Origin of the sequence: Tunicatimonas pelagia, assembly GCF_030506325.1 — a bacterium.
Lineage (GTDB): Bacteria > Bacteroidota > Bacteroidia > Cytophagales > Cyclobacteriaceae > Tunicatimonas > Tunicatimonas pelagia.
The window spans coordinates 2739539-2762157 of the sequence record NZ_CP120683.1; the positions used below are offsets into that span (position 1 = coordinate 2739539).

Genomic DNA, 22619 nt, shown 5'->3' on the forward strand with positions numbered 1-22619 from the left:
AAACATTAATTTTTTCTAAGCGGTCGGTAGGCTACTCCGCCCCCTTCAAACTGAGCGTTATTGTAAAATTCAACAAAAGTAAGCCGTAGCGGATGGACAAACGCTCCCAATGCTGCCAGGGCGAAATTGAGGCTATGCCCTGCAATTAGAAATAGGATACCAAGCAAAATTCCCCACCACTGGTCACCCATAATTTGCATTCCGATTTGATTAACGACTAGGCCTAATACCGATGATGCTACCCCCAGCGCAAACAAGCGCACGTAGGAAAGTACATCCCCCAGAATACCGGTCAGGATGAAAAACAAGGGTAAAATTCCGCTGGCTACCCGGTTCAGCACCGGTAAATCTAAATTGTGGAAAAACAACACCAGTAGAACTCCCAGCACTAGCGTAATTTTTCTCTCGATAGCGAAGGGGTGCAGAGCCGCCACTCCCTGCATGTCGGCCAAAAAGATCCAAATTAGGCTTACCACAATCAGGAGCTTTCCTATCTGAGAAAGGCTGGCCAGCAGACTCCGATAGTATACCCGGTTGATAATCGACACAATAATTCCGGTCAGTATTTGTACGACCCCAATCAATAGTGCCACGTTGAAAGCATTGAAGACTACCCCACGATCGTCAGGAATAACTACGTACTGAGCCAGATAAGTCAAAATTGGGTGGGAATCATTTCCTACAATAGGCAGCCCAAATACACTACCCGATTTCACTACCCCCATTAGCGTAGTGAAGAGTCCCAAAATAATTCCCAGAACAGCGATGTTTCGCGCATCCTTCAGGAAGGTGAAAGCCCCTATTATTGCCGCCAGTAGTAAGATCAACCCGTATCCGGCATCGCCGAGACAGTACGCAAACAGAATAGGGTAGAATACTGCGATGAACGGAGTAAGATCGATCTCGTAGTAGCCTGGTAGCTGAAAAATTTTGGTGATGGATTCAAAGAGCTTCGGATATTTTGGGTTCTTCAGAAGCACCGGCACGGTGTCATCGGCAGTAGGATTAGCCACGGTATAGGAGAGTTTTTCTCGCTGAAGGTAGTGCAGAAGCCGCTTTTCCATAGTGGCTGGAAACCACCCCTTCAAATGCAAAATGGCTCCGTCGCCGTACTCTTGATAGCTTCCATTCGCTACCTGAAACATCCATTCATTGTTAAGCTGGGTTAACTTCTTTTCCAGCAGTACTTGATAGGGCAAATACGAGCGCACCTTTTCGGCAATTGCCTCTCTTCTTGTCCCCAGTTCGTTCTCCCTGGTCTTAACTTCAGCCAACCCAATGGTGGGAAGTTCAATCATTTCAAAAGGTAGCGAAGGCTTTTCACCCTGGGATAGTACGACAAAATAGGTTTGATCTGGCCCTCGGTGAATAACTTGGTAGACTAGCTGGGTGAAATCATACTGATTGAATTCCTTGTTGGTGGCGATCCAGAAAGATACACTAAGCCCCGACTGAATCAGTAGGGCAATGTTCTCGGGGCGGAAATCACCCCAAGGCGATAGTTTTTGTCGGCTCTTACGAAGCGATTCACTCTCCTGAACAATGGAGTCTCTTTGGTACTTTAGTGCTAAGAGCTGCTCTATCACCTGATCGGCCGTTGGCTCTGGTGCCGTTGTAGAAGCAGGGAAATCTTGCTCATCATCGGCAACATCACGAAGTGCCTCTAGCGCTTTATTGACCTTATTTTTTTCAAGCTCTAGCTCCTCAATCGTTTTATTAACAAAACTGCTGTCAAGTTCAAGGTGTACTACTCCTAGTTCCTGAAGCACGGAGGTTATTTTTTCCCGCTCGCGGTGGTGGGCCAGTAAGTTTAATTTCTTGAACTTAGCTTTCATGTCGCGGCCCTCCTATCCTTTTTCTTCTTGACAATTTTTTGCGCCGCTTTCGCGATATTCTCTTTGTCTTCTAAGAAACGCTTAATCTTCCGAATGGCCTCTTCATACGCTGGTATCTGTACTTTCTCGTAGAGGTTTACTTTCTGGGTGGTTTTCTTCCGGGCTATATTCAGTAGTCTACGCTGCGTAGCCTTCGCTTCAATTTTAATATCCATAGCAATCACTTGCTGCATAATATGGATACCCGCTGGAACCCAAGCCGGATAATGCCACCAACTTATATCTGCCAAGCGGAACGTAGGTTCATTAACATCGGGTACAGTTACTCCCACTACTTTCTTCTGATAAACCCCTGTATCTTCTAGCTGAATAACCGGAGGAAACTCACTCCAAAATGGCTGAAATGATTCCAGCGTTTGGGTGAGTTGAGCGCGCTCGTTTACGAGTTTTTCTAGTGCTCGAGCTGCTTCCTTTTCTTCTTGGCGCAAGGCTGTTTCTTTATTCTTTAGAATAGGTAATGCTTTCTCGCGAATGCTTAGTTGTCGGCGAAATTGCTGGATGACTGATTTATTATATTGAAATTTCATTGCCATCGTTCTATAATTGAGGTGCGAGTTCCGATTCTGTTTCTTGAACCTTCCAGTACTTTTCTATCAGTTGTTCCTTCACCCCGATTTCGTATTTCTGAAAGTACTTGGCAAATAAGTACCATCCGGTATCCAGCATTTCGTCGATGGGTATATTGATATCGATTGCCAACAGCCGCATGGCGTATTCTTTGGCAAATGCCAAGCATTTTTCATCATATTCGTTGAGGTCAAACCCATTCTCTCGTTTGGTTTTGGCCCCCATAGCATCGGCGTATAGCCGAATTAGGGCGTTCATCACCTGCGGATGATCTTCTCGGGTCTTTTTACCAATTACATTTTGCTTAAGTCGCGACAGGCTGCGAAAGGGATCGATAATGACTTTACCAATATCGGTATCGTGTTTCAAAAACAGTTGTCCCTCGGTAATGTAGCCAGTATTGTCAGGGATAGCGTGGGTGATGTCGCCTTCGTTAAGAGTGGTGACGGCAATAATGGTGATAGACCCGCCGTGCCCAAACTGTACGGATTTTTCGTAGATACTGGCCAAGTCGCTGTAGAGCGATCCGGGCATAGCATCCTTAGAAGGAATCTGATCCATCTTGTTGGCTACAATGGCTAGGGCATCGGCGTACAATGTCATATCAGTGAGTAGCACCAGCACATTCTGCTGCTGATCGTGAGCAAAGTATTCGGCTGCCGTACAGGCCATATCCGGAATTAGCAACCGTTCTAAGGGCGGGTTTTCAGCAGTGTTGATGAAGGAGACGATTTTATCCAGGACTCCTGCCCGGGCAAATGTATTTTTAAAGAAAAGGTAGTCATCGTTAGACAGGCCCATTCCGCCCAAAATAATTTTATCGGCTTCGGCCCGCATCGCCACTTCGGCTAGTACCTGATTGTAGGGCTGGTCGGAATCCGCAAAAAAAGGAATCTTCTGTCCGGTAACGAGCGTGTTATTTAGGTCAATGCCCGCAATGCCGGTAGCGAGCAGTGTAGAGGGTTTGGCTCGCTTAACTGGATTGACCGTGTCGCCGTTAATTAATCGCTCTTCGCCAACCAAAGCGGGGCCACCATCAATAGGATCGCCATAGGCATTGAGGAACCGACCTGCTAGTAAATCCCCTACCTTCAGGGTAGGTGGGGTTCTGGAAAAAACCACTTCCGATTCAGAGGATAAACCTTCGGTGCCCGAGAAAACCTGCAAGGTCACTACCTCATCTACCACACTAATTACTTGCGCTGGCTGACCATTCACCCAGCCTAGCTCTCCGTAGCGTACCCCTTGGGCTACTACATCGCAGGTAGCTTTGGTAATTTTCGTGAGCTTGGTATAAATCCGTTGAAATGCTTTAGTTCTCATCGCTGTGGTTCGTTTCTAGGGTCAGGTTTACCCCGCTTACAATTGGCTTTTTTTCTTTCGTAAGCTCGGCGTCTAGTTCGGCTTCGTATTTTTTGAAGCTTGCCGATGCAAAAGCAGCATAATTCATTTGTTTCAGTAGGTTGATTAGCTTTTTGAAGTACACTCCCACCGCTTCAAAGTCAGAAAAAGAAAACGCTGTTTCGGCTATTTCCATCACTTTGTTGAGCATATATCGTTGCCGTTCAATGGGTGTATTCATGTCTACCTCGTCGAAGGAGTCTTGCTGAATTAGGGCAAAGTCAATTAACTCACTTTTCCAGAAACTGATATGATAGGTTACCGGAACCGCATCATCGCCCAGAATGCTGATTTGATCGCGGGCTTCCAGCCCATCCCTGACTAAATCTTTGGCTCTTTTCACCAGAGGTACCCAGCCCGGCTGGAGGGTAGTTTCGGCATCATCAATAAATTCGGGATAATCAAGATACTTAGAGTAAGACGCTAGCGAATCGATGGCCGGGTACCGCTTGGCATCAGCCCGCTTTTGCGAGAGCGCGTAAAAACACCGCGCCACTTTACTGGTAGATTCCGTCACCGGTTCTTTAAAGTTACCCCCAGCAGGAGACACCGTACCGATAAAGGTGACGGAGCCTTGTTTTCCGTTACTAAGCTCTACCAACCCAGCCCGGCTGTAGAAGTTAGCAATGGTAGCGGGAAGTTCTACCGGAAAGGCATCCTGCCCCGGAAGCTCTTCCATTCGGTTCGACATCTCCCGTAGTGCCTGTGCCCAACGGGAGGTAGAGTCAGCCAACATGAGTACTTTCAACCCCATGTTCCGGTAGTATTCGGCCAGCGTCATACCTACGTAGACTGAAGCTTCCCGAGCAGCCACCGGCATATTGGATGTGTTGCAAATAATGGTGATTTTTTCGTCCAACTTTCGCCCGGTAATAGCATCGGTGAGTTGAGGAAATTCGGTAAAAATCTCCACCACCTCGTTAGCTCGCTCGCCACAAGCTACAATGATGACAATATCGGCCTCACTATTTTTGGCGATAGCCTGCTGCAAAACTGTCTTCCCCGTGCCAAACGGACCGGGAATATAGCCAGTACCACCTTCGGCAATAGGGTTGAGCGTATCGATCACTCGTAAACCCGTCTGCAAAATATTGTAAGGTCGGAGTTTATTTTTAAAGGTATTAATTGCCAGCTTCACCGGCCACTTTTGCCGCATTGATACTGAATGCTCCTCACCTTTCTCGGAGACTAGTGTAGCAATTGTGGCTGAGATTTTATAGTCGCCGGGTTTGCTGACTGATGCTACTGTAAAATACCCAGTCATGGCGAATGGCACCATGATTTTATGATCCACCCAATTTTCCTGGACGCTTCCCAGCCAGTCGCCGGCTTGCACCTGATCGCCCGATTTAACAATGGGAGTGAACGAATACAATACGTCGTCATCCAGCGGATCGGTCACCTCACCCGTACCGATAAAAATACCTCCCATTTTGGAAAGATCGTTCTGAAGGCCATCGTATCGTTTGGAAAGAATGCCCGGGCCAAGCTCCACCTCTAGCATACGTCCGGTGAACTCTACTTCGCTTCCCATATTGATGGTACGGCTCGACTCAAATAACTGGGCTGAAGCAATATTTCCATTGACCCGGATTACCTCCGCTTTTAGTTTTTTGCCCTCGCTATGGATCAGGCAAATCTCATTCTGAGTAACCGAACCCTGAGCTTCTATTGAAATGAGGTTAGCGATAACCCCGGTAACTTTACCTCGAGTCATACTGTGGGGGATTTAGACGTTTGAACTTGATTATTAATTGCTAGCCGAATCGTCTCAAAGTGGCTTTCTTCTTGGCTGGATACTAACCTGTGCCACCTAATGACGATTAGTAGCTTTACTACGTAGACAAATACTTGCTCCCGACCGAAAAAGCCGGTAGTTTCTTCTAGGTAACTCCACCGTAGCTGGTCCATCAGCTGCTCAATCTGGTTGGGTTGGTAGGTAGCGATGGTTTCTCCCAGAAGTTCAATGTAAGGATATTCCCGCAGTAAACTGGTTGGCACCGTTCGTCCTTTGCCTAGCCCGCCTCGAGCTATATCACTTTCTGAGGTAGGTTGGGTTAAAAAGCGAAAATGTGATGCGTTGTAAGCCGCCGCTATCTCCTTTAAGCATCGATCAAACTGAAAGTAGTTATTAATAAATGCGTCTTGCTTTTCAGCTTCTTCGTAAAAAGCTCTCCACAGTTGCGCCTCTATCGTTCGCGGAGGCATCGCCGCAAACTGGTCTTCGTACTCATCAAGAAATTCGCTCATGTAAGCAGGAAGAACCGCGCGCTGCCGATGGTAGTCTTGAAGCACCGCCTCCGTAATTATCGATGGAAACAAAAAAGCTGCCTTAGGAAAATTTTTGTACGTATGAAACAAAATGTTAAGCAGGTTGCGGTTATCATTGGGGTGTAGTAAGTAGCGAAACAGCTTCTCATCAGTGGGCACGAGATTGCGCCGAATGGTATCCAGCACTTCCTCAAAATCAATTTTTTGAGCGTCCATCCCTAGACGTAAATCGGGTAATCCAGCTATGAGATAGTAGTAGCTCATGTTGATTGAGAGAAAAGTAGTTGGGCAGTCTGCTCTTCCAAGTAAGGGGCAAACAGGGCAACAAAATCACTTTCAGTAAACGAAATTTGGTAAGCATTGGCTTTCTCGGCAATCCGAAAACCGCTACTCAGCCGATCGCTGAACGTAATGAATAAGTTCTTGGCGTGCGCTCGAATACTTTGCCGAAAAGCTTCTTCCAATTTATGCTCTAGCTCCTTGGGCAGCAGCAGTTCTAGTTCGTCCGTAGATTTCCAACTAGCGATTGCTTCTAGTATGGCGGTCTGCATGAAAGAATGGTCGGCAAAAGCTTCATTTGTACTTTTGTGCAATATTTTTTGTGACAGTAAGTGCTGGATCTCTTCTTTTAGATCGCTCACCAACTGCTTACCCTTGAGTTGTAATTCCTTTTCAGTGCTTCGGGAAATACGAGCGGCTTCCCGCTGCGCGTCAGTAATAATCTTCTTTGCTTCTTCTTGTGCTGCTCTAACTACTCGATCGTGCTCTGCCGTAGCCTTAGTCAGAATTTCTTCCGACTCTTTGGTTGCTTTCTCAATGCCCTCCTGATAAATCTTATCGGTTAGGATATCTAGGTTATTCATGTCAGCCATAGCTTTTCCGGTTATTTAAGTACCAACAACGGAAGAGGACTGTGAAACGTCATTTTCTCAGTAAGACTCTCCCTGAATAGTCTTTCAATAAAGCTGTAGCTCTTGGGCAGAATAGCGATCAGGCCAATATTGTTGTTTTTGCTGTAGTCAATAATTTCGTCTTTTACTTCACTACTAAAAGTAAAGTTGAACGTGGTTGGAACATTTTCTAGTTTCCTACGCACCAACTGCCGGTAAGCTATTTCTTGAGTCGTCATGGTCTTTTCATCTCGGTTGAGCGTAATAACATCTACGTCAAGCTTTAACTCTTCCACAACTTCCAACAGAAAATCGAGGGTATGGTACTGAGCTTCCTTGCTGTAGTCACATACCAGTCCTACCCTCTCTACTGCTACCAAGCTTGTGTGGTCGGGTAATACCAAAACCGGTACATCTACACTTTTTATAATCCGGGCGGTCTTCGTTCCCCAAAGTTCGCCAAACCCCCGGGCGCCCTTGGTAGCCATTACAATCAGGTGGGTTCCCTCTTCTTTGGAAGCGTTGATGATGCTCTCGATCAGGAAGCCAAGTTCCTTACGAAACTCATAATTTATCGTACTCAGCTTTTTGTGCTGATCTAGCAACCTGTTGAACTGTGAATCAATGCCCCTTTCTAACTCCTCTAGGCTTTTAGCCAACTGCTGGCTAGATCCGTCTTCTACAACCGGTCGGTGGTACACATGATAAATAATCAGTTTTAAGCTAAACCTTTCGGCATAAACAATTGCTTGATCTAATGCCTTACGGGCTCTCTCTGAAAAGTCAGTGGGAAATAGTATCGTTTTCATGGCTAAAGGTTGTTTAAAGAGACTCAACTTACTCTTGGCTATTATACAAGAAGTAGCTGATTGAGACCATGATCGTAGTTGGGTGGTAGCATGATAAATATCATACCCTTACATATACTTACAGCATAGGAATTTACGGCGGTAACGTCACGCACACGCTCAATGTCAGTTGTCAAATTTACAATCTGGTTGTACCTAAGGTTGTACAAATAGGGAGTACTATACTACTTCAGTGTCAACTTCGCAGATATGGCATGTACTATAGAGCAGGTTAGGGATTAAGCGTAGCCTTTTAATAACCAATCGCTACGCTTTGCGGGTAATGTAGCGGAATTGATTGCACTAGCAAGGATACACGAAACTCAGACTGTTTGATACCCCTTTAAGGAAGTCAGCGAGAAAGGAACTGATAGCTCCCAGTAGGTATTTCATAAACCCGATACCTTTCTTCTCGCTCAAAATCTAATTCTTTTCCATTGACATGCGTACTAGCGTAATGATCCGGTATATACACCTTCGCTACGGTTTGCTCGGGTACTTCTAGGGATAAGCGATACTCTCGCGCCACCTCAATTTCTACGGTGATTTTCCCGCGAATGCTAGGGACTTCACCTTTCACTTGTTTGAGCGAGCCGAGTTGCGGCTTCACCTGAAAAGTTTTGTAACCGGGTGCGGTGGGTGATACTCCGGCTACGTACTGGGAAAGCAAGGTGAGTCCTCCGCCACTCCAGGCGTGGTTGGTAGTGCCGCCTCCATAGCCTTCTGAGCCAATACCCCAACCTTCCCAGAGGGTGGTGATCGTAGGATGGTCAACCATCTTAGCAAATCGTTTTTTCATTCGCTCCAGAGCGTACTCTGCGTAGCCCATTTGAAACAGAGCCTCCAGTACGTACTTTTCCATGTAGGGGCTGGCGTGCCATTCGCACTGAAGCACTTGGTAAATAGCTTCGTATTTATCTTCATCAGCTAATCCAGCCACTACCGCTAGCCCTTGGGGTCGGTCATCTGTTTCTCCCTGATGATTAAGAGATTGATAATAACTATCCTGCCAAAAAGCTTGGTTAAACGCTGATTTGAATGCTTTCATTTGCTGGACTACACTGTCTGTTTCATCGTGGTGACCCAACACCTCCGCCATTTTCTGAAGCCCCTTCAGTGCAAGGTAGTACTGCGTATTGATGAGTAAGGGGACATCTTGGTGCTCACCCCAATCGCCCCAGGTCCAACCACCCTCTCGTACCTGTACCGTTCCGTCATCTTTGAGTTTCCAAACTGACAAGTATTTTTTGACTGGTTCGTAAACATCCCGGATCGTTTCCAAGTCTCCACTATGCCAGTAGTAATTCCAGAAGCCATAGTAGCCTACACTGGCGAGCATTTGTCCCGGAAGCTCTTTATCCCAGTTTCCGGCGGGCACGGGGGAAAAAATTGTACCATCGGGGCGTTGCCAGTTCATGATTTCCAGTATGCCTTTACGGGTTAGCAAATCAGCCTTGCGATCCAGGGCGTAGAAAGTTTCACCACTTTCTAGTACCGCATCACCCCACCACTGTGCCCGCTCTCGGTCAGGGCAGTCCATGTAGGTATCGCGCATGGTGATGTACAACGTGCGACGAGCTTTCTCCCACAGTTGATTATAGAACAGATCATTGCAGGTGAAGCTACCAGCAAACTCGGTGTCGTAACCGCTTTCCCGGTACTTTAAGCCTAACACTTTAATTCCCTTAGGAAAATGATAGCGCACATGATGACCGTTGATCCAACCCAGATTCTCGTAAGACTGTCGCCCTTCTCTGGTGATGTAAACCGCCCGAACATTCGGTGGTCCACCGCCAAAGTAGTGATCGGTACGAATATCGATCTTTCCACCTGCCAGAGCTTCTATTTCAAAATAGGGCGTTACTTGGGCATTGTAAGGCAACTGTACAATCACCGTGTCACCTGTAGAAATGAAAGGAAATGAGGGGGCATTTGAATAGTCTTTCAGCCCGAAATCCTTCCACTGCGGAATAGGTCGCTTTACCAACTGATTCCAGGGGGCTACCGGAGGAACTCCCAATGTTTGAGCAGTGGGTAACTCGCTATCGTCAAAATTATCGGCAACGAATGAGAAATCGCCCCGACGGGCATCAAACTGAATGTTAGATTCCGGCAAACGGAAGTTGGGATGGGGCGGAACGGTATTGCCAAAGGCCGGATGCACCCAGGCTTTCCAAGTGCTATCGGTCAAAATTTCTATTCCCTCAGCTTGTACATCAAGCAGTAGCCCGGCCTGACCGCTACTTTTGTGAGAAAACCCATCTTTACCGAAGTAGTGAACCAGCACGGCAACTACGTTTTGCCCTTCCCGAAGATTTTCAGAAATACCTACTTCGTCGTAGTACGTATCCTGCGGGGTAGGCCCACGTTTGAGTCCACCCTCCCGGACTACCATTTTACCATTAATCCATAGCCAATACTTAGAATCAACCGCAATTTTAGCAGTTACCGATGAATCAGGCAGTTGGTCAATGGATATTTCTTTTCGGAAACAAATCCAGCCGTTAGCAGAGTCGACCTTAGTTTGCGGGGCGATCCACTGAGCTTTCCAGGACTCATCTGATACTACTTCTGCTGTCGTAAGGGCATTCGTTTCAGAAGTGCAACTACTGAATAAATAGAATACTAACCCTACAGCGAAAATTACACTGATGATATACTTCATTGGGTGAAGGAGACCCCGGAATTCACTTTCGCTCATCCGGGGATATATATTACTTTATAATTTTAGCTCGTTCTACTGGCTTGCCCCTTCCCAGCCAGGGGTTTGTTCAAATCCGAAGTTTTCCACTTGCCCAAGCGGTATTCCTAGCAAGATTCGGATATTGGTGTAGGCTTGCGCTAGAACAGTCACTTTCTGAGCCTTTTGTGCCTCGCCGTGAGCGGTCATCACCTCTACGGCTCGACCAGTACGTAACAGATCAAACCAGCGATGATTTTCAAACGCTAATTCTCGGCGGCGCTCATTGGCAATAGTTTGGGCTAGGTCGGCCAATTCTCCCGGACTTAAACTTGGATCGGGTAATGCCCGAGTGCGTATTTGCTCTAAGATAGCTACTGGATCACCTCCACCTACTTCTTGGTAACACTCGGCTAACATAAGTAAAGCATCAGCGTAGCGAAACATGGGAAAGTTTACATCCTGCAAACCCTGCACTGGGAATCCAAAGTCAAACTTACTCATCCAGGGTTCTACAGAAGTGCTGTCTTCGTAGAAAGAGATATTGTGCTGAAAGCGGGCATCGGTTGTGTCGTATACGTTAATCAGACTTTGGGTAGGCTGGTTTTGTCCGGCTCGGGGATTGGCCGGACCACTATCACCTAGTATATCGTTACCACTATTAAACGGTACAAAACGCGACATAAAGTCAGAACCCTGCCCTAATGCTACGGAGTGCTGTATCTCAAACACCGATTCGCTGTGATTTTTATTGGCCGGATCAAATACACTACGGTAATCAGGCAGCAAAGTGTAGCCTAGTCCTTGCATTTGTTCCAGTAACGGAATAGCTTCATTGAATTGCTGGAGTGCCATATGCATTTTGGCCTTCAGCATAAGTGCTGCTCCGGCGTTGGCTCGACCCGATGCAATCTCACTAGGGTTGGGCAATAAGTCAATAGCCTCTTGTATGTCCGCCAGTATATTTTCGTACACTTGCGCTACCGGAGTTCGCTCCAAAAATTCATCTGATAGAATCTCGTCGGGAGAATTACCTGCTGAGGTCACGTAGGGAACATCGCCCCAGAGCTGCGCCAGATTGAAGTAAAACCAAGACCGTAGAAACAAAATTTCGCCCCGCCGAATATTCCGGGTAGCTTCATTGGCAAAGGTAACCCCATCCAGGTTTTCTAAGGCGAAGTTGGCTCGGGAGATACCGGAGTAGGCAGCGTTCCAGTAGCCTCCTATCACCGGGTTAGCTGCCGACATTAAGAACAGATCTACCTCCTCACTGTCGCTGCCACCCCGGTCTGCCGGGTTGTACTGAAATGAGGTGTTATCGGATCGATTTTCCCCAAACCGCCAATGACTATTATTAACTAGCTGTCGGTTTATATTATAAATAGCGGTTACGGCTTCGTTGAGCTGTTGCTCATTGGTGAAGAAGCCCTGAGGGGTTTGAAAGGTACGGGGTGGTTCATCCAGAAATTCTTCACACCCTGAAAATAGCATTAGTGCTACTAGATATAGTATGTACTTATTCATGGTTCTGATTTAGAAGGTTATGTTGGCACCCAGTGTGAATATTCGGGAGATAGGATAGGCACCGTAATTTACGTTTCGTACCAGGGCACTGTCACCCGAACGATTGATCTCCGGGTTGCCGTTCTCGTAGTTGGTAATCAAAAATGGGTTCTGAATACTAGTATAAATTCGGGCGTTTTTGAAGAAGTTATTTGCCACTTTACCACTCAGATTGTAACCTAGTGTAATATTTCGCACCCATAGATAATCGGCATCTTCTATAAACAGTGAATTCGGCTGACGATACCGCTGGCGACTTACCGGACTGGCCGTACCCGGAATTGTGGTACTCGCTGGATCTAAGCCAGGGCGCCAACGCACCAGTTGCCGACGGTCTACATTAAAGTTGCCGTCTTGGTTACTATTGTATTGACTAAAACCATTGATGATTTGCTGGCCAGTTGAACCCACAAAAACTACATTAAAATCAAAGTTTCGGTAGCGCAGGTTATGCGTCATTCCGTAGATAAAATCGGCATTCGGGTTACCAATAATCACAAAATCCTCGGCATCACCTAGCACTCCGTCGTCATTGCCATCTTCGTATTTCAGTGAGCCTTCTACCGCTCCTCCGTACTTAGGTACGTCGGGATTGTCAATTTCTTCTTGAGTAAACAATCCAGTTACGTTGAAGCCTCGATAGAGCGCTAGCTCCTCGCCTACGGCCGTTTCAGTGAAGGCTCGAGCGATAGTTCCGGGGCGGATAAAGCCCGACTCAGCCGCTAGCTCCAGCACCTTGCTACGGTTGCGGGTAAAGTTGAAATTAGCATTCCATACCAAATTCTGGCTATTGAGCACGTTCTTAAAGTTGAGTTCTATCTCCACACCCCGGTTTTGGATACTCCCTAAGTTGGTAATGATACTGCTAAAACCAGAGGTTCGTGGCAATGGTAGGTTAGCTAGAAAGCCCGACGTTTCTATGTTGTAGTAGTCGGCGGTAAAGTAGAGTCGATCGTCTAGCAAGCCAACGTCTATTCCAAAGTTAAGCTCCTGCGCTTCTTCCCAAGTGAGCAAGGTATTCGGTAAAGCCGTTACGGCACTACCCGCCGCGAATTCACCACCGAAGATATAATTAGGGCCTGAGTTGATCGTTCCTTGCGCCTGATAGTTTCTCACATTGGCATTACTACCGCTGACCCCGTAACCAGCTTCGATCTTCAAGTCGGAGATCAGCCCTTCTTTACTAAAGAAAGGCTCGTTAGAAATTCGCCACGCTACTGCTAGTGAGGGGAAATTACCGTACCGATTGTCGGCACCGAAGCGGGAAGAACCATCCCGACGAATTGTTCCGGTTAGGTAGTAGCGACTCATGTACGAGTAGTCGAGCCGACCAATCAGCGATACTAAGGTATTCGCCCCATATTCGCCCCGACCCGTAAAATTATTAATATTTTCAGGATTGACATTACCCGAATTAGGAATGCGAATAGACTCATCTATAATATCCACCGCACTGATAATGGTGTTTTCCCCTTCCCGTTTTTCCATAGTAAAACCTGCCAAAGCATTGATCTGGTGGCGGTCGTTAATTGTAGTGGCGTAGTTCAGCGTATTTTCCCATACCAGATTCAGATTGGTAAACTCACTGATCCCTGCCCGAGCCTGTCGGGTTCCCTGTAGGTTGGGGGTAATGTTACCTGCTCCGGGGAAATCAGAGGGTTCAAAAGTAGTGTTCCGGCGGTCAATATATTGAACTGATCCAAAGGTGCGAGCCGTAAGGCCTTCGATAATATCTACCTCCAGATACAAGCTAGTTAGCAACTGATTAGTTCTTCGGCGGTCTTCGCGGGCAATAAGCAGATACAAAGGATTTACATTGTAAGAGGTTGTGATATTTCCTCTTCCTACATTAGTAAGTGTTCCGTCTTCATTACGAACGGGGGCTGAAGGGTCGGTCCAACGTGATAAAGGCACGGCTGAAAATATGCTAAAATCATTCCTTCCGGCATCGGTTCGAGCACCAGTAGCCACAGTATGAGTAGGAGCTAAATTCACCCCAAACCGTATTCTATCAGTTACATCTACATCCATATTGGCCCGAATACCATACCGCTTGAAATTGGTATTAATGAGGGTTCCGTCTTGATCCATAAAATTGGCCGAAACATTATAACGAGCACTTTCCGCCCCTCCACTTACATTGACGTTATAGTTCATCATCAACGCATTCCGTGTAATTTCATCAAACCAATAGGTTCCTTCTCCTTGATCACCTACTGCCGTCAAACGATCTAGTTCTGCTTGCTCACGGGGGCCTAGCTGCCCAACGGCAAAGCGGCGGTCTTCAAAAAACTGGATGCGGTACTGACGTAGCTCCTCGGCATTGAGCAAACTAGGCCGCTCGAAGTCGGGTATAGTTTGTTGACCCGCCGAAACCCCAAACGTAATACTAGGCTTACCTACTTTGCCTCGCTTAGTAGTAATTATAATTACTCCGTTGGCGGCTCGGGAACCATAAATTGCTTTGGAAGAGGCATCTTTTAGCACACTAATAGACTCGATGGAAGATGGATCGATCGCATTGAGAATAAAATTATCTCGCTGGCTATTCACGTTAGTTAGTGGAATACCGTCCACTACATACAGCGGGGCATTATTACCTCCGGTAGAAGCAATCCCTCGTACTAAGATTTCCGGTCCACCACCCGGTGCCCCATTCTGCCGCAGTTGCACTCCGGATACTTGCCCCGATAAAGCTTGCTCAACCGAGTTAATTGGCAGTTCAGCTATGGCTTCACCCCGAAGGGTGGAAACGGCTCCGGTTAAGTCGGCTCGATCCCGTGTGCCGTAGCCTACTACCACTACCTCCGACAGAGACATAATATCCGGTGAAAGAACCATATCAATAGTGCTACGTCCGTTGATTTCTACTTCCTCAGTTAGATAGCCGACGGAAGAGAATACTAAGGTGGTAATATCGTCGCCAACGGTCAGGCGATAGTTACCGTCAATATCCGAAACAGTTCCTTCGGCAGTTCCTTTGGCCACGATATTGACTCCGGGTAAAGCTTCACCGTTTTCAAGATCGGTAATGGTTCCGCTAATGGTTTGCTCTAGTATATCTACTTGTATTCGTCGGTTACGATCCTTCCTCGAGGTATACTTTTGAACACTAATGTTATTATTAACTTGCTTGAATTTGAGCTTGGCTTGACGAGAAACCTCGGTTAGTATCTGGGCTACCGACTGATTCTCCATCTGAAGGGAAATCCGTAAGCGTTGGTCAATATCTTTGTTATCGTAAATAAATTTGAAATCGGTCTTGGTTTCTATAGTACGAAGAACTTCTCGGGTTGAGGCGTTGTCAAAGTCTACACTAAGGGTTACTTTGTGAACATTTTTTACATTTTGGGCTGCTGCATTGTCAGCTACCACTAGGTTATAGAGTAGCATTTGTATCATAATTCCGCACGCCACGAAATAAGAGCCCATCTTTAGTAGAATTAGTAGGCGGTTTTTCATAATTTTAAGGTGTTTGTGTAATGCTTAAGTACTTCTTGGGCAATAGGAAATAATCGGACAAAGTGACAACAACTTCCCTTTGGTGTCTTTGTCGGTTGGTTATTTCCTGGCAAACATGTGCTAGCGGTGCCGTGCCTGGCATCGCTAGTTTTTTTTAACTACTGTCTTCGTAAACCATATTAGGTCTATTTAAAGGTTATTGTTACTTGTTTTTCGTCAATGGCGAAGTCAAAACGCTCGGCGTATCCTAAGTTGAGAAGCACGTTCTCTAGATTCTCATTGTTGAACCGACCGTTAACATCCCACGGTTGAGATGGAGTGCCCTGAATGAGAAATGAAACTCCGTACCATCGTTCCAATTCTCTCGTAACCTCTGCGAAACTCGCGTGATGAAAAATCAGTGTTCCTTCTCGCCACGCCAAATCTTCAAGATTGAACTCAGTGATACCTAGACTATCTGCATTCTGATAGTAAGTAGCCGACTCTCCCGGCTCCAAATAAAGAGTTTGACTATTAGCTGCCACGGCATTGGCAGGCTCTACCTGAACTTTTCCACTTACTAGCGCAATTGAGGCTTCTTCGCCAGGGTATGCTTTTACATTAAACGATGTACCCAGAGCAGTAGTGGCTACTCCTTGAGCAACTACTGTAAACGGTCGCTGCAAATCTTCAGCTACTTCAAAAAAAGCTTCTCCTTTTAAGCGTAACACCCGTGAGGTGTCGGTAAAGACTACTGGATACACCAAGCTACTTTCGGCATTGAGTTTCACAATAGAGCCATCGGGCAACTGGAACGTAGATTTCTGTCCCGCCGGGTTTTCACGGGTAACTAGTTCTACTGAAACTGACGAATCTGATTGAGAGAAGTATTGAGTAAAAAAGAAAGTCGCCAAAAAAGTAATCACTATAACTGCGGCGACTTTCAAAAAAGTAAGGGTGAAAAAGGGAGTCTTTCGACCATTTGGCTTACTATCTGATGCCGACGAAGCAGGTAGCTTCGCTTGAATAAGTCGTAGTATCTTCTGCTGGTCGTGCGCTATTTCGGGGATGTCGGTGTCTAGGCTATTCCAGTAAGCTTCTAGTTCTCGAAGCGTATTATCTTTCTCATTAGGATCACTCATCCAGCGTAATACTTGCTGAACTTCCTCAGGAGTACACTGATTTCGGAAAAACTTTTCTAGTAACTCGACGTCCATACGATAGGGTTAAATAGTAAAGCGGTTACTATAAATACAGCTAACTGGCCGTTAGCACCTATCGGATGAGAAATTTTTTCGAGGAAGCTTAAAAAATAAGGCTTATCACCAGCAAGAGAGGTACTTCAATGTCGTACTGACAAAGATAATTTCTTAGTGCCTTTAGAGATTTATTCATCTGGTTCTCTACCGTACTCACTGAAATATTTAGCTGCTTAGCAATTTCTCGATTGCTCAATCCCTCAAAGCGACTTAGCAAAAATATTTTCCGTCTCTTTTCGGGTAGCTGATTAATAAAGCGGTGGCTAATAGCACTTAGATCAGAAAAGTTCACCGCTTCTTCTGTCTGATTTCTTACTGAGGGAGCTGCCCGCTGGAGATACTCACGGTAAGCATGTTCAGTGACTTTGCGAGAGGCTCGATTGTATATAATATTTTTGGCGATAGTGATTAGGTAAGCATTAAATGATCGCTGTTCATCTAGCGTAACTCTTTTATCCCAAACTCGAAGGAATACCTCCTGCACCACTTCTTCAGCATCCGCGTGAGATTGTAGCAGCTTATAAGAGAAAAAGTATAGCTTCTTTTCGTAAGCAAAGAAAAGCTGGCTAAAGGCCTCTTTATTTCCCTTCTTTAATGCTGCAACGAGTGCTGTTTCACTTTTAGGGTTTTTACCGCCCATTGTCTTTCATCTCTTTGTCTCTAAATTACCTATTATTCAATAACAAGCAAATGACAACATCAATAGTAACAAATTATCAAAATAACTAAAAAATTATAGCAGTTTAGCAAAAATATATCAGCTAACTGCTGATGTCCACAGATATACCGTCAGTCTATCTTACTTTTGCTGATGAGAAACTACTTAACTTAGCTCTCAAAATTATCATCACTATGACCTCACTTAAAGGAGTTTGCATTGGGGCTGGTTATTTCAGTCAGTTCCACTATGATGGCTGGCAGCGTATTCCGTCCGTTCAGACTACTGCTCTGTGCGATAATGATCGGGCTAAGGCTAAGGCGATTGCCCGGAAGTTTAACATCCCAAAGGTGTATACTGACTACGAAAAGATGCTGGATGAAGAGCAACCGGACTTTGTAGATGTGGTTACCCCTCCGGCCACTCACCAAAAGATCTGCCAGTCCGCTTTTGATCGGAAAGTCAACGTCATTTGCCAGAAACCGCTGGCTCCTACTTACGCTAAGGCGGAAGCATTGGTACAAACCGCCCAACAGTCGGGTATCCGCTTTATGGTACACGAAAACTTCCGATTCCAACCTTGGCACCGGGAAATCAAAAAGCTGCTCAACCAACAAGTCATTGGCGACCGTTTGCATATGCTGAACCTTCGCTGTCGTATGGGCGACGGCTGGGGCAAAGATGCCTACCTCGATCGTCAGCCTTACTTCCGCGAGATGCCCAAACTGTTCGTCTACGAAACGGGGGTACACTTTATCGATGTATTCCGTTATCTGGTCGGTGAAATTGATAGTGTTTACGCCCAACTTAAAACACTTAATCCGTTAATCAAGGGAGAAGACTCAGCTCTAATGGTTTTTCAGTTTGCCAATGGCACTACTGGTATTGCCGATGCCAATCGCTATAATGAAAGCAATCAACCTAACCCCCGCTATACCTTCGGAGAAATGCTGATAGAAGGCAACCAAGGCAGTATTCGCCTCTATGCCGACGGGAAACTAACGATTCAGCAATTAGGCGAGCCCGAACGGGAGCATCAGTACCATCACGAAGATCGAGGCTTTGCCGGAGACTGCTGCTACGCTACGCAGCAGCATTTCGTAGATTGTCTGCTCAACGAGCAACCCTTTGAAACTAACGGCCAGGATTATCTGAAAACCCTACGAGTGCAGGAAGCGGTGTATCGATCTGCTGAAAAGCAGCTTCCGGTTCAAATCGGTAGTTAGCGTGAGGAATTGTAAAAAAACCGGATATTTATTACCAAAGCCACATCTCTGGCCATTGAAATTCTCTCGATATGGTCTTTGTGAGTTCGTGTAGAAATGGAAAGGAAGTATCGGAGTTCGTCATTAATACAATTCCTCTTCCCGTATCAGCAAAAGAAACTGCATAACAAGTAAAACCAGCGTTCCTTCCACTATATCTGAAGCGAAAAGATTTACCTTCACCTTGAATACCGAATCCCATTCCCCCAGCCCCAGGAACTCTAGTAAGCATCTTTTGAGCGGTCGCTTGATTGATTAGACCATTTTTTTCACCTCGATAAGAACGTCCAACACTTAGCATAAATCGGGCTAAGTCTGATGGTGTAGTCCAAAGACCTGCTGCTGCTTTCTCTGGATATACATGATAGCCTCCTTCAATCACTTCCTCATTTTTAGAGAAACCATTAGCGGTCAAAGAATCTAGTTTCTCAGGCAAGGGATAATCAAAACTACTCTGGTGCATACCGGTCGGCTGAAATATTAAATTATTTGCTAGTTCCGCAAAATCTTTTTCGCTTACATCCTCGAGGAGCATTTGAAGGATAGTCATTCCGCCACCCGAATAGTTTTCTGATTGCCCAGGCTCTTCAATTACCCTTACAGGCTCAGAGTTTGAGAGGGAGCCACCTTCCAGAATTTGATCCAGCGTAGGTAAATCCGTTCCTTTTTTATAGCCATCAAAACCGGCTGTGCTTAAACCTGCGGTGTGGCTCATAATTCTTCCAAGCGTCACTTTTTCCCTTACTGTGAATTGGTTATCTGGTATCTGCCATCTTACCAGTTTTCTATTCACATTTTCATCTAAATCGAGTTTTTTCTCTTCTACTAACTTGAATGCTACTACACTAGCTACTGGTTTTGATATTGAAGCAGCTTGAAAAAGGGTATTAGAATCTACAGACTCATTGGGGTTTTTATTCCTTAAGCCATATCCTTTGTCCCATACAATTTCATTGTTATCGAAAACTGCTATACCTAACCCAACCACATTGTATTTTGTCATTCTTGAGGCAATTGTTTGTGGTGCTTCTTCCATTTCTCCTTCTTTACTGATCGGTAGGATGTTATTTTCTACCCTATTCATAATCACTGCTATTGAATTTTCTGTCTCAACTTCAAGGGCAGTAGATTCTTTTTTCGTTTCGCAACCCAAAACAACCAGAAACATTACAATACAGAATAGACGCTTACTCATAATATTTGTTTAATAGGAACACTTGACAAATAGCGAAAGGTTACAGAATGACGAAGAAATAAATACTCATGATCTCACGCTACTAAGGGCTTCCGAATTTTTGCGTAGCTTTACTCCGATCATCGTAGCCAACTTCATCAGTTGCAGGCAGATTTAGGCCGCTTATCCGAGCAAAATATTCCGGTGGATGTCACCTTTGAGCAGGGGTTGGATGTTTTGGGTCTGGCTACTACTCAGCAGAACAAACCCTCATAGCAAATAAAATAAGCAAATGCGAGAAATTAACTTTCGAGTCTTCACTCGAGGCATAAAGAAGCGTTTCTTCAGTTCAGTTGCAAATCTAGTGGGGGCTAGTATTGGTATAACCTGTGTATTGCTGATAGCGGTATACGTGAAACACGAACTAAGCTTCGATGAATATCAGACTCATAAAAACAGAATCTATCGGATAGCTCTGGAGTACACTACTTCTTCAGGCAACGATTTTCAGTCGGCGGAGAACTTTCTGGCACTTGCTCCAGCGTTGAAAAGCGATTTTCCGGAAGTAGAAGAGGCCATTCGGGTAGCTCCCTACCGTGGCAATATTGCGGTTCAGAAAAAATCGGGTAACGATGTTATTTACGAGGGTCAGCATATCTATAGAACCGATCCGGAGATTTTCAAAATTTTTACCTGTAGGTTCATCTTAGGAAACGAGCAGGCACTGGTGAGTCCTAACACCGTGATACTGACCCAATCCTTAGCCCAAAAATATTTCGGTGAGGTATCCCCACTTAACAAAGCGCTAACGATCGACCAAAGAACCTATAAAGTAACAGGGGTTATTGAGGATATTCCCAAAAATTCAGACCTGTACTACGAAGCTTTACTATCTTATGACTTCACTTCTGAAGAAGACTGGGGTAATCCGATTGGTTACACGTATGCCCTGTTAGAAAAGGAACACGCTCTACCATCATTTCAAACTAAATTAGACAATCTAATAGCCGATCACACCAAATTTCTGGCTGACTATGACATGGCTGGGGGTGTGCACCTCTACCCACAAAGATTATCCGATCTTCATTTTCTCAAACCACTTAGCGGAGATACGCCAAAAGGAAATCTTACTTACGTCAATATTTTAGTGGTCCTGGGAGTAGTGATCTTTCTAATCGTCGCTTTCAATTTCGCCAACTATACAGTCTCTTCCTATACCGAGAGAATACGAGAAGTGAGTGTGCGGAAGTATTTGGGTGCAAGCAAGTCTACTTTATTACTTCAGTTTTTCTGGGAGACCACTTTTAGTAGCACGTTGTTAGTTGGCGCATCCATATTACTCTTTACTTTATCTGTTCCGCTTATTGACCTCTTCGCCGGCAATGGTTTGGGCATTCACTCGCTGTACAATACACCGATCCTGTTGCTAATTTTCGGCTTTATCGTTGTTATTACGTTACTTTCGCTGCTGTACCCAATTGTCTACTTAATCAACTTACAGGTCTCCCACGGACTAAAAGGCACCGCCAAATTTAGCGGACACCTCCTCCGTAGAGCAATCATTGGTGCGCAATTCTTCTTTACCTCGGCTATGGTATTTTTTACGCTGGTGGTGTACTACCAAATGCAGTTTCTGGAAGAGAAAAACCTAGGCTTTGACGGAGAGCAAGTAATGGTCGTAGATATTCCCGCCCGCACTGTAAGTGCTGATAAGGTTAAAACATTGAAAAGCGAAATAGCCAACAAGAGTACAATCAATCGGGTATCAGTAGTAGGAGCGAAAGCGTACCCCGGAAATGGCCAGCCTGATTACCAGTTGGGCTGGTTGTATCGTCAGAACAAAAGAGTAGAGGCCAATTTTAATGTCTTTGAAGTAGATGAAGATTTCATCCATGCTCTTCAAATCCAACTAGTCGCCGGAAAAGAGTTTACAGAAAAGTCAGCGAATAACAGTAGCTCTACACAAGCACTCGTCAATGAAGCTTTTGTTAATATGGCTGGATTTTCTTCGGCAGAACAAGCCATAGGAAAAGTTATTCATGAATTTGATACGAAAGCTCAGATTGTAGGGGTAGTCAAAAACTTCCACTATCAAGGAATTCAGCAAACGATTGAACCGCTGGCACTACATTATTCTGATGCCTACAGTTACGGCGGTCAAAAGTTGCTGATTAGAACTGCTAACCGAGAAGGTATTGCTGATGCTGAGCACACTGTGCAACAAGTAGCTCCCGATATTGAATTTGATTTCGTCTTTCTGGACGAACAATTTGCTATACTCTATCAGCAAGAAAAAACAATTGGAAAAATTGTCAGTGCTTTTAGTATTGTCTCCATTCTCTTAGCCTGCATTGGGCTGTACACATTATCTAGCCTAATCCTACAACAGCGAACTAAAGAAATTGGCATACGGAAAGTACTGGGTGCTGGCATCACTTCTATCTCACTGTTATTGTCCAGAGAATTTCTGTGGATCGCCTCTATAGCGTTTATCTTGGCTCTACCAGTTGCTTGGTATCAGGGAACCCTTTGGTTGCAAGAGTTTGCTTACCGCATCTCTTTAGGATGGTTTATTTCTATCTTCTCAGGATTAATTATTATGAGTATTATGATTCTTGGGATTGCTCTAAATATCATCAAAGGTAGTATGATTAATCCTTCTCTGTGCCTAAAAGACGATTGAGAGTATGTATTGAGATCCTTCCAA

At 45.3% G+C, this 22619-nt stretch carries 15 protein-coding genes; 2 read left to right on the forward strand and 13 right to left on the reverse strand.

Features of this window, described 5'->3' with window-relative positions; translation table 11 throughout:
* Positions 1-5: 5 nt before the first annotated feature.
* The 12 genes from P0M28_RS11575 to P0M28_RS11630 form a co-directional block, all read right to left on the reverse strand.
* Entirely contained in the window at positions 6-1835 is a 1830-nt protein-coding gene (locus tag P0M28_RS11575; protein ID WP_302210062.1) for a V-type ATP synthase subunit I, read from the reverse strand.
* Positions 1832-2428 (reverse strand): V-type ATP synthase subunit D, encoded by a 597-nt coding sequence (locus P0M28_RS11580; protein WP_302210063.1) that lies wholly within the window; start codon positions 2426-2428, stop codon positions 1832-1834. Before P0M28_RS11580 ends, P0M28_RS11575 begins: the two co-directional genes overlap by 4 nt.
* Before the next feature lie 4 nt (positions 2429-2432).
* Positions 2433-3785, reverse strand: a complete 1353-nt coding sequence (locus P0M28_RS11585; protein WP_302210064.1) for a V-type ATP synthase subunit B — start codon at positions 3783-3785, stop codon at positions 2433-2435.
* Complete coding sequence (locus tag P0M28_RS11590) at positions 3775-5580, reverse strand: V-type ATP synthase subunit A (RefSeq protein ID WP_302210065.1); 1806 nt, start codon at positions 5578-5580, stop codon at positions 3775-3777. Before P0M28_RS11590 ends, P0M28_RS11585 begins: the two co-directional genes overlap by 11 nt.
* The gene (locus tag P0M28_RS11595; RefSeq protein ID WP_302210066.1) at positions 5577-6398 is read right to left on the reverse strand and encodes a DUF2764 family protein; all 822 of its coding nucleotides are present in this window, start codon (positions 6396-6398) and stop codon (positions 5577-5579) included. Before P0M28_RS11595 ends, P0M28_RS11590 begins: the two co-directional genes overlap by 4 nt.
* The gene (locus tag P0M28_RS11600; RefSeq protein WP_302210067.1) at positions 6395-7006 is read right to left on the reverse strand and encodes a V-type ATP synthase subunit E; all 612 of its coding nucleotides are present in this window, start codon (positions 7004-7006) and stop codon (positions 6395-6397) included. Before P0M28_RS11600 ends, P0M28_RS11595 begins: the two co-directional genes overlap by 4 nt.
* A gap of 11 nt (positions 7007-7017) precedes the next feature.
* Positions 7018-7833 (reverse strand): universal stress protein, encoded by an 816-nt coding sequence (locus P0M28_RS11605; RefSeq protein ID WP_302210068.1) that lies wholly within the window; start codon positions 7831-7833, stop codon positions 7018-7020.
* A 391-nt stretch (positions 7834-8224) separates the two neighbouring features.
* Positions 8225-10537 (reverse strand): alpha-L-rhamnosidase-related protein, encoded by a 2313-nt coding sequence (locus tag P0M28_RS11610; protein ID WP_302210069.1) that lies wholly within the window; start codon positions 10535-10537, stop codon positions 8225-8227.
* A gap of 72 nt (positions 10538-10609) precedes the next feature.
* On the reverse strand, positions 10610-12076 hold the full coding sequence (locus P0M28_RS11615; RefSeq protein WP_302210070.1) for a RagB/SusD family nutrient uptake outer membrane protein: 1467 nt from the start codon (positions 12074-12076) through the stop codon (positions 10610-10612).
* A 9-nt stretch (positions 12077-12085) separates the two neighbouring features.
* Positions 12086-15577, reverse strand: a complete 3492-nt coding sequence (locus P0M28_RS11620; RefSeq protein WP_302210071.1) for a SusC/RagA family TonB-linked outer membrane protein — start codon at positions 15575-15577, stop codon at positions 12086-12088.
* Between the two features lie 185 nt (positions 15578-15762).
* Positions 15763-16773 carry a FecR family protein gene (locus P0M28_RS11625; protein ID WP_302210072.1) on the reverse strand — a complete coding sequence of 337 codons (1011 nt, stop codon included), beginning with the start codon at positions 16771-16773 and terminating at the stop codon, positions 15763-15765.
* Positions 16774-16861: 88 nt separating this feature from the next.
* Positions 16862-17455, reverse strand: a complete 594-nt coding sequence (locus tag P0M28_RS11630; protein WP_302210073.1) for an RNA polymerase sigma-70 factor — start codon at positions 17453-17455, stop codon at positions 16862-16864.
* A 131-nt stretch (positions 17456-17586) separates the two neighbouring features.
* Between P0M28_RS11630 and P0M28_RS11635 the strand changes: the two genes are divergently transcribed.
* Positions 17587-18699 carry a Gfo/Idh/MocA family protein gene (locus P0M28_RS11635; protein ID WP_302210074.1) on the forward strand — a complete coding sequence of 371 codons (1113 nt, stop codon included), beginning with the start codon at positions 17587-17589 and terminating at the stop codon, positions 18697-18699.
* Positions 18700-18730: 31 nt separating this feature from the next.
* On the opposite strand, the gene P0M28_RS11640 is transcribed toward P0M28_RS11635, so the two are convergent.
* Positions 18731-19933: a serine hydrolase domain-containing protein gene (locus P0M28_RS11640; protein WP_302210075.1), complete on the reverse strand. Its 1203-nt coding sequence runs from the start codon at positions 19931-19933 to the stop codon at positions 18731-18733.
* A 271-nt stretch (positions 19934-20204) separates the two neighbouring features.
* On the opposite strand from P0M28_RS11640, the gene P0M28_RS11645 reads away from it, so the two are divergent.
* Complete coding sequence (locus P0M28_RS11645; RefSeq protein WP_302210076.1) at positions 20205-22595, forward strand: ABC transporter permease; 2391 nt, start codon at positions 20205-20207, stop codon at positions 22593-22595.
* The last annotated feature ends 24 nt before the right edge of the window (positions 22596-22619 follow it).